General features: G+C 45.7%; 8 protein-coding genes. 3 read left to right on the top strand and 5 right to left on the bottom strand.

Annotation, left to right across the window (positions count from 1 at the left end):
- Nucleotides 1–1,460 (top strand): COG1361 family protein (locus tag AC1DSE_RS24355; RefSeq protein ID WP_477528311.1); only part of this gene is annotated, 1,460 nt, incomplete at its 5' end.
- 57 nt (nucleotides 1,461–1,517) lie between these two features.
- Here the strand turns inward: AC1DSE_RS24355 and AC1DSE_RS24350 are convergent.
- The gene (locus AC1DSE_RS24350) at nucleotides 1,518–2,333 is read right to left on the bottom strand and encodes a sugar phosphate isomerase/epimerase family protein (protein ID WP_477528310.1); all 816 of its coding nucleotides are present in this window, start codon (nucleotides 2,331–2,333) and stop codon (nucleotides 1,518–1,520) included.
- Nucleotides 2,334–2,384: 51 nt separating this feature from the next.
- Nucleotides 2,385–3,194, bottom strand: coding sequence for a phytanoyl-CoA dioxygenase family protein (locus tag AC1DSE_RS24345; RefSeq protein ID WP_441881748.1), 810 nt, complete (start codon nucleotides 3,192–3,194; stop codon nucleotides 2,385–2,387).
- A 134-nt stretch (nucleotides 3,195–3,328) separates the two neighbouring features.
- Here AC1DSE_RS24345 and AC1DSE_RS24340 point away from each other — a divergent pair, with 134 nt between their 5' ends.
- Nucleotides 3,329–4,141 (top strand): helix-turn-helix domain-containing protein, encoded by an 813-nt coding sequence (locus AC1DSE_RS24340; RefSeq protein ID WP_477511059.1) that lies wholly within the window; start codon nucleotides 3,329–3,331, stop codon nucleotides 4,139–4,141.
- Between the two features lie 42 nt (nucleotides 4,142–4,183).
- On the opposite strand, the gene AC1DSE_RS24335 is transcribed toward AC1DSE_RS24340, so the two are convergent.
- Nucleotides 4,184–5,122 carry an aldo/keto reductase gene (locus AC1DSE_RS24335; RefSeq protein WP_441881754.1) on the bottom strand — a complete coding sequence of 313 codons (939 nt, stop codon included), beginning with the start codon at nucleotides 5,120–5,122 and terminating at the stop codon, nucleotides 4,184–4,186.
- Between the two features lie 30 nt (nucleotides 5,123–5,152).
- Nucleotides 5,153–6,124, bottom strand: coding sequence for a Gfo/Idh/MocA family protein (locus AC1DSE_RS24330; protein ID WP_477528313.1), 972 nt, complete (start codon nucleotides 6,122–6,124; stop codon nucleotides 5,153–5,155).
- A 247-nt stretch (nucleotides 6,125–6,371) separates the two neighbouring features.
- Here AC1DSE_RS24330 and AC1DSE_RS24325 point away from each other — a divergent pair, with 247 nt between their 5' ends.
- Nucleotides 6,372–7,208 carry a helix-turn-helix transcriptional regulator gene (locus AC1DSE_RS24325; protein ID WP_477528312.1) on the top strand — a complete coding sequence of 279 codons (837 nt, stop codon included), beginning with the start codon at nucleotides 6,372–6,374 and terminating at the stop codon, nucleotides 7,206–7,208.
- A gap of 865 nt (nucleotides 7,209–8,073) precedes the next feature.
- Here AC1DSE_RS24325 and AC1DSE_RS24320 read toward each other — a convergent pair.
- Nucleotides 8,074–8,844, bottom strand: a complete 771-nt coding sequence (locus AC1DSE_RS24320; protein WP_477511060.1) for an ABC transporter ATP-binding protein — start codon at nucleotides 8,842–8,844, stop codon at nucleotides 8,074–8,076.
- Between the last annotated feature and the right edge of the window lie 60 nt (nucleotides 8,845–8,904).

Genomic DNA, 8,904 nt, shown 5'->3' with positions numbered 1-8,904 from the left:
GCGTCACACTTACCGACAAGCTGCCGGAAGGAACTTCATTTGTCGCGAACAGCGTAATATTGAATGGTACACCCATGCCTGGCGCTAACCCAAACAACGGTATTACAATTGGAAATATGATGCCGCAAACGCAAGCTCAAATCATATTTCAACTCATTGTCGTTTCCATTCCAAGCAGCCTTCAGATAGTTAACCAAGCGCAGGCAGATGCCGAATTTCGAACAGCAGAAGGGCGAATTGTCACGAGTATTACCTACTCGAACACGCTCGTTACACCTGTTAATGAGGTATCGCTATCTGCTCGACTTAGCGCAAGCACCGAACAAACCTTTGTCTCAGAACATGTGACCTATGAACTTTCGATTGTTAATGACGGCAATCTTAGTCTCCGAGAGGCAGTCGCTTCCTTCGATCTGCCTCTCGGCATCCTTTTTGTGCCCGGCAGCGTGACAATCAATGCTGTTATTTCACCAAGCGCTGATCCGAATGCAGGTATCCCGCTCGGCACTATTAGACCACAATCAACCATCGTTATCACCTATCGCGCGCAAACGACGGAGGATGCAGCCTCTATATCTATCAGCAAAGCAAACGTTCGTTATCAAGTTTCCAGCACGCCGGATTATACGCATTCAAATAAGGTCGCCGTTATCCTTATCCAGCCCGAGATCAGCGTTAATAAGCAAGTAGATCAGCTTGTTGCTGCCCCAGGTGATGTCTTGCATTACACGATCTACATTGAGAATGCCAGTAATGTAGCCGTTGATGCCGTGATGGATGACGTTTTGTCTGCTGGTGCTGTCTTTATACCAAATAGCCTGAAGTTGAATAACCATTCGATGCCAGGCGTGTTTATTGAAGATGGCATTAATCTCGGTACGCTGCTCGGGCAATCACAAAACATGATAACCTTTGATGCCCAAATCCCTTTACACCTTGCCACTGTTGCACCATTAACGAACACTGCATCGGTTGTCTACACTTTTCGGCTCTCAGACGGAAGAGTAGTTAGCAATTCCGCGAGCTCAAATGCTGCAATAACAGAAGTGGCTGCTCCTATCATTCAGCTTACAGCAAAGATCACTCCACCTATTGTGGAGTATGGCGATACAATAACCATCGTTTCAACGCTTATGAATAATGGAAACTTGCCAGCTTTCGTTTCATTTACAAGCGAGTTTCCATTTGGCGTGGATTTATTGCCAAAAACGTTCCGTGTAGGTGGAACTCGACTAAACCCCATTGATTATGACGGCAATCAAACTTGGCAGCTTGGGAATGTACTACCCGGAGCAACACTTGAAATCAATTATTCTGCTATCGTTACTGACGCAATCGTTTCTGATGAAATTATAGGTTATGTCAAAGCGAAATTTTCCTATGAGGTAAGYGGGCAAAGCTACACTGGCGAGGCTCTATCCAATTCATTAGTCGTTGCTGTGATTGGGGATGACGAGTGAAACAAAGAAACAAATAAACCCCGATTTGAACCATAATGGTTCAAATCGGGGTTTCAATTATTGGATCTCCTTTTGCCAAAGCTGCCTCACAAGTTGCTTCAAATAAAGGGACTGCGACCAGCGGTCACTAATCTCCGTTTGCCGAGAACCAGCCTCATCTGACGTAATCGCATACGATGGAGGACCCAGCTCAACGACGACAGGGAATGAATCATTCTCTTTTCTTTGTCCAGTAAGCCAGTGTCTCATTGCACTGCCCCACCATCTGGAGAAATGGGGTACCATCGGATGATTGCCAGCTTCCCCCGGGTCGATCTGTATTTGCTCGCCATTTGATATACGGGTATGAATACTGTGCGTGTTTGGCAGCAAGCTTTGCAGCATCTGCTCCGCCTCATCCGAAATCGTATGAAGCTCACCAGCTACGACATAATGTGAATAGTCAATCGTAAGCCTCAGTTCCGGCAGCGACTGCAAATATTGCCGTGTTCGGATAAGATCCTGTGTGATCGTACCTCGGTGCGTCTCTACATAAACCGGGATGCCCGCCTGCCTCGACAGTGCATCAATTCCAGATAGCAGTTCAATGGCGGAATCGCCAATGAGGAAAGGCGTCATCACCTGTGCGTTGATATAGCCGATGTTTTCGAATGCTGCTGCTTTTTCCAAAAACTGAGACATCTCGTTTAGTGAAGAAGGATATGCATTTACACTAAATGACATGTTGTATTTATGGAGCATCTCCTTCCATAAGCTGCTTTCCTCAGGTGCCGGCACAAAGGCGTTAATGCCGTCGAAACCATTCTCTGCTATTAGCTTGAATTTCCCTTCCATATCTTGCGCATGCCCCGCTGTTCCTTGCAATCCACTCATACCCCACCAGGACATCTCAACCAACAATTTTTTTTCTGTTTTCATCATTAATTAATGCGGATAGGCCATATCAAATTCAACTCCGCATGGTCCTCCGTCCGGATTAATTTCCAAATCAACGGCAGTTCCATCCTGTCTAAACAAAGGGCGATAATGATCGCTAATATGAGTTGCTGATGCATTCGCATAATGGCAGATGAAGGCTCTGCGGAATTGATCCTTTGTTTTGTTTCTATATGATCCATGAATCAAGTTCCCGTTGAAAAATAGCACGTCGCCTTTATCCATAATTACCGGCATCGCCTTGTGATCCTTAGGCGGCTTAACGAAATGGGAAGTGAACGATTCCGTTGAATCCGCAATTTCAGGACAGCTAATTTCATGCTCGCTCGTCTTCGGAACGACAAGCAAGCTGCCGTTCTCCTCATTTGCAGCATCGATCGCCGTCCAAGCTGCGATACAATTGCCTGGCTCCACCTGCAAATAAAAATTATCCTGATGCAGCGCTTGACCGCGTGAGCCCGGCGGCTTGTAATAAAACATGCTTTGGGCTGCTAGCGCTTCTTCTCCATAAAGATCGGCTAATACGTCCATGACCGGCTTATGGAGCAAATATTTTTTGGACGTCTCATTAAAGCGATGCGGATGCATGACCCGCGGATAACGCTTTAACGGATCATCTGTCTCTCCTGTCAGATCTGGCTCAAAATAACCCGGCACTGCTTTATGACTCATTTCCTCGAAAGTATCCTCTATCATGCGAATGTCTTCCTGAGAGAAAAGACCTTTTATCACAATGTAGCCCTCAGTACGAAATTGATTAACCTGCTCTTCTGTTAGTGCAATCAATGCTTCTGTCATCGCATAACGCTCCTTCACTGAATTAATCATTGTTCTTGACATAATCATAGTGGTTTCGCTATTTTTAAGGAAGAATGATTACTGCTGAAAACTACTTGTATTATGCTATTTTGAAAATGAAGGAGGAGTTTGGCATGCTTCCAAATCATAGAAAAGAAGCTGAAACAGAAGCACATGGCGGTGTGTTTCTAAGTGGTCTATTTGATGAATCCGACTCCTATCGTTATCGCAGGCCAAACGGAATAAGCGATTGGCTTATCTTTTATACCTTAGAGGGTGAAGGCTATTTACGCACACCCGCTGGAGAGAGGCACTGCCGCAAAGGACAAATCGGGCTGCTGCGCGCTGGCATTCCCCACGAGTATGGGACGATTGCGGGAAGCAGCTGGCACTTTTATTGGGCACATTTTCAGAAACTACCTGAAATCGACTATTTGCCAAAGGATGAAAGCATCGTCATCACGATTCCAGACGGCAATATGAGAAGTAGAGTACAACTCACCTTCGATCATATATTGAGTGATTCGAGAGAGCGGGCAAGCTTCTGGCAAATGTTATGCGAGAATGCACTGCGCCAAGTGATATTGCTCACAGCGCAGCAGCTAGATAAACGACTGGATCCTCGCATCGAGCTTGCCCTGCAGTATTTATCACAGCATATGGAGCAGCCGATACGCATTGAAGAGTTGGCTCGGTCGGTTGGTTTATCTCTCTCGCGGCTATCCCATCTATTCAAGCAGGAGACTGGAACGAGCGTGGTCGAGCATCTGAATCATCTGCGGCTTCAGCAAGCGGCTCTTCTCATGGAGCATATGGGCCGTTCGGCAACCGAAGCTGCGCTTGATGTCGGCTTTAACAATTACAATCATTTTGCTGCTTTGTTTCGCAAAAGTTATGGCGTAAGCCCACGAACATACAAAAAGGACAAAGCCGCTCCTAACGAGTAGCTTTGTCCTTAAGGTTCCATCCATTTAATTAGGAAGTGATCATTATACCTTTTGTACGGCTAAATCAAGCCAATCCATCTCTTCCTTGGTGAGCGAAATGAGCGACCCTGCATCACAGGAATGAAGCTCTTCCGCTGATTGTGCGCCAATCAAGGCACAAGTCGGAAACGGTTGGTTTAGCACGTATGCTAGCGCGATCTGGATAGCAGTAACGTTTTTCTCAGCTGCCAGCTGCTTTGCACGTGCCAGACGCTCCCAATTCTCATCGCTATAGAACACACGTACAAGATCCTCATTATCTCTCACTTCGGGAGTAAATCTACCTGTGAAAAATCCTCTTGCCTGCGATGACCACGAAAGCAGCGGGAATTGCTCTTCCTCATGCCATGCGCACGTTTCCTCATCAGCAGATACGCAGCCATGCCAGAACGGTTCATTAGCTTTCGCAAGGCTAAGGTTCGGACTGCTGAATGAAAAACCGACAAGTCCATTTGCAGCTGCGTATTCATTCGCTTCCTTAATACGCTGCCATGTCCAGTTTGATACGCCAATCGCTCGAACAGTTCCTGCTTTGACATGCTCATTAAGAATATCGATAACCTCTGCTGCTGGTACTGCCGGATCATCCCTATGCAGTGCATAAAGGTCGATATAGTCGGTCTGAAGACGCTTTAAGCTAATCTCCAAATCATGAGCAATAGCCTCTTTGCTCACACGCGAACCCGTATGATCATGATGTGCGCCCTTTGTCAAAATAACCAATTGCTCCCGATTGCCGCGTTCCTGCATGTAGCGGCCAATCACTTCCTCGCTTTCCCCGCCGCAATAAATATGGGCTGTGTCAATTGAATTGCCTCCAATTGCTAGAAAAGCGTCCAGATTAGTTGCTGCTTTCTCGTAGGAATCGTTATAGAAATAATCCGACCCCTTCATTAAGCGAGATACCTGCTTGGGTGAACCTTCAATTTGAATATATTCCATCGTTGTTTTGCCTCCTTAATTATGGGTTCGTTATATTTTAATTCGTGTATGCTCATGAGCAGAAAGCAGGCAAGCATCGATTACTTTCATGTTGTTAACCCCATCAGCGCTGCCGAACTGAAGCTCTGATACACCGTTAATGGCATTTGCCATATGATCGGYCTGCAAAGTGTAGGCGTTTACATGCGGCACCTCAACTTCACGGCGCTCTCCTTTTGCATCGACGAAGAAATTACCGCTGCCCGGCGCGCCAGTCACAAATGCGGAAGGCACTTCGATAATACCCTCTGTACCTAGCACCTCAAGCGGGTTGCGGAATGCTGCCCACATGCCGCAATCAAACGTCAGTGAAACCGCACCTTCAAACTCGATTAATCCAGAGGCCATCATATCGACATGATCATGCTCTGGTGAGAACAAAGCCTGAACGGTAACGGCTTCAGGTTCTTTGCCAAGCAGCAAGCGAGCAGCATTAATTGGATAACAGCCTACATCGTAAATCGAGCCGCCTCCCCACTCCTTGCGGTATCTCACGTTTTCTTTGTGTCCTGCATTGTTGAAGGTAAACGCGCTGCGAATGCCGCGAATGTCGCCAATTTCCCCATCTGCGATCACTTTCTTGATCATGTCGTATCGAGGGTGATAGCGATACATAAAAGCTTCGGACAATAACACGCCTGCTTTCGCAGCAGCTTCAGACATTTCAGCTGCTTCTTGTGCAGTCAAAGCAAGCGGCTTCTCGCACAAAATATGTTTTCCTGCTTCAGCAGCCCGGATCGTCCACTCTCTATGCAAATGATTTGGGAGTGGAATGTATATAACGTCAATAGAAGCATCCGCAAGCAATTCTTCATAACTGCCGTAAGCAGTCGGGATATTCAGCTCTTCTGCCGTCTTCTTTGCCTTGTCCACGTCACGGCTAGCAATAGCCGCTACCTCATTTAATTCCGAAAGATGAAGGCCAGGTATTACTGCGCCTTTCGCAATTCCAGCGCAGCCCATGATGCCCCATTTTAGTTTCTTCGTCGTCACTCCATCGTCACCTCAAMCATTATTTTATTATTATATTGCGATTACAAGCTGAAACTAGCTACACCATCAGTTCAGAGCGCTGCACCTAAATCGTGAGGTACAAATTAGTATCAAACGATTTCATTGTGCTTGCCTCTAGTTTAAAGTAGATAACCAAAAAATAAAATGATATTATTTTGTTATAAGTTAAAACAATATTGTCATTGAGGTGAGCAACATACAAAGACAAATACATCTGCTTACGCTGCCAARTAATCCTTTTTTCTGTTTACCTGAATCTGTCGGGAATTACTGGAATGAGCCTGATCATTACACGCTTCGTATGGCGGGAGCGCTCAATAACTTTAATATTCATTACGTCGTTTCTGGGAAAGGTTATGTGGAATGGGATGGCGAGGTGCACACCCTTGAGGCTGGTGAAGCTGTTCTGTATTTTCCTTTGCAGAGACAGCATTACTATAGCAGCAAGGATGATCCGTGGGATATAAGATGGGTTCATTTTTATGGGAGTGGGCTTCAAGACTATATGATCGAACGAGGTTTTCACAAAAGCCAGCTCTGGACAATCCGTCAGCCAACCGCTTGGGAACAGGTGCATGAGGATTTGCTCGTCGAGGCAGAAAAGTCTCGCATGCTGCATCCGACCAAGCTTTCTGCTCTCATGTATGCCATACTCGCCGTGTTCATCGAGCAAGCTGTGCCGATATCCGGCAGCAAAGCTAGTACGTCCGGCAACCGCATCTTAAAGCTGCTCCCTTTAATGCAGCAGGAAGCGGCTGAGCCGTTCATACTCGAGCAATGGGCTGAAAAAGCAGGAGTTAGCCCCTACTATTTTTGCAAATTGTTCCGAAATGTGATGGAGATGACACCGATGGACTTTATTACACGCTGCCGGCTTCAAATGGCGAAGCAATGGCTTCTGGAGCGCAAGGATGTTAATATCGGACAAATTGCTAGTGATGCCGGCTATCCTAGCGTCAGCTACTTCAACAAAAGATTTATGGCCCATGAGGGGATGACACCTACGGTATATCGTCAGCTTTACGGGGTGTAATACGAATGTTACTTTTTGATCTGTAAGAACACATATGCGCTTAATGCACTCTTTTGTGAGTAACCCGGCTGCACTCGAGCTCTGTAAGAACCTATTGATTCTTACAGACACTTATGAATGTTACTTTTTGCTCTGTAAGAACACATATGCGCTTAATGCACTCTTTTGTGAGTAACCCGGCTGCACTCGAGCTCTGTAAGAACCTATTGGTTCTTACAGACACTTATGAATGTTACTTTTTGCTCTGTAAGAACACATATGCGCTTAATGCTCTCTTTTGTGAGTAACCCGGCTGCACTCGAGCTCTGTAAGAACCTATTGGTTCTTACAGACATTATGAATGTTACTTTTTGCTCTGTAAGAACACATATGCGCTTAATGCACTCTTTTGTGAGTAACCACCCTTCACTCGAGCTCTGTAAGAACCTATTGGTTCTTACAGACACTTATGAATGTTACTTTTTGCTCTGTAAGAACATATATGCGCTTAATGCACTCTTTAGCGAGTAACCACCCTTCACTTGGGCTCTGTAAGAACCTATTGGTTCTTACAGACATTATGAATGTTACTTTTTGCTCTGTAAGAACACATATGCGCTTAATGCTCTCTTTCGCGGGCAACCACCCTTCACTTGGGCTCTGTAAGAACCTATTGGTTCTTACAGACACTTATGAATGTTACTTTTTGCTCTGTAAGAACACATATGCGCTTAATGCACTCTTTTGTGAGTAACCCGGCTGCACCCATGCTCTGTAAGAACCTATTGGTTCTTACAGACACCTACTATTGTTACTTTTTGCTCTGTAAGAACACATATGCACTTAATGCTCTCTTTCATGAAAATAAGAAGTACTATACACACGCTTAAATTCCTAATGGAACCATATATAGTCCGGTATCTCCGTCATTTCTTATCACAACATCAACGCCATACGTTTGCTTAATCGTTTCCGCTGTCACGACTGTCTCAGGCGCACCTTCTCCTACGATGCATCCTAATTTCATCACAATAATATGGTCGCTGTATCGAATGGCCTGATTCATATCATGCAGGACCATTACTATCGTAATTCCATGCTTGCGGTTCAGCGTCTTTACTAACTCTAATATTTCGATTTGATGATAGATATCCAAATACGTCGTTGGCTCATCCAAAAATAACAGCGAGGTTTGCTGTGCCAGCGCCATTGCGATCCAAGCTCTCTGTCGTTCGCCGCCAGATAAATGAGCTAGACTTTGCTTTCGCTTGTTCAGCAGATTCGTGCAGCTAAGCGCCCAATCCACGGCTTCATCATCTAATTCGCTCTCTTGTCCCCACCGCCCCCGATGCGGCAATCTACCGAAGCGAACCAATTTCTCTACAGTCAAATCTGCAGGTGCTTCCTGCTGCTGATGCACCACGGCCAGCTTCTTGCCAAGCTCCTTCGGCTTAAATTGTGCGAGCTTCTTCCCATTCAGCAGCACCTCACCTTCGCTTGGCCGAAGATTTTTCGCCATTACACCAAGCAGAGTTGACTTGCCGCAGCCATTTGGACCAATGATCGTCGTAATCCGACCTTCCGCGATACGGCTGGTTATTCCGTTCAAATGGAAAGTTTTTTTGTCATATGAAAATCTTATTTCATTAATGTCCATGGACGCGTTCGCTCCTTCGCAGCAAAAAGATGAGAAAAGGACCGCCGATAACTGTCATGA

This window comes from Paenibacillus sp. 01L418, from assembly GCF_056400045.1.
This window is presented reverse-complemented; position numbering and strand designations above follow the sequence as displayed.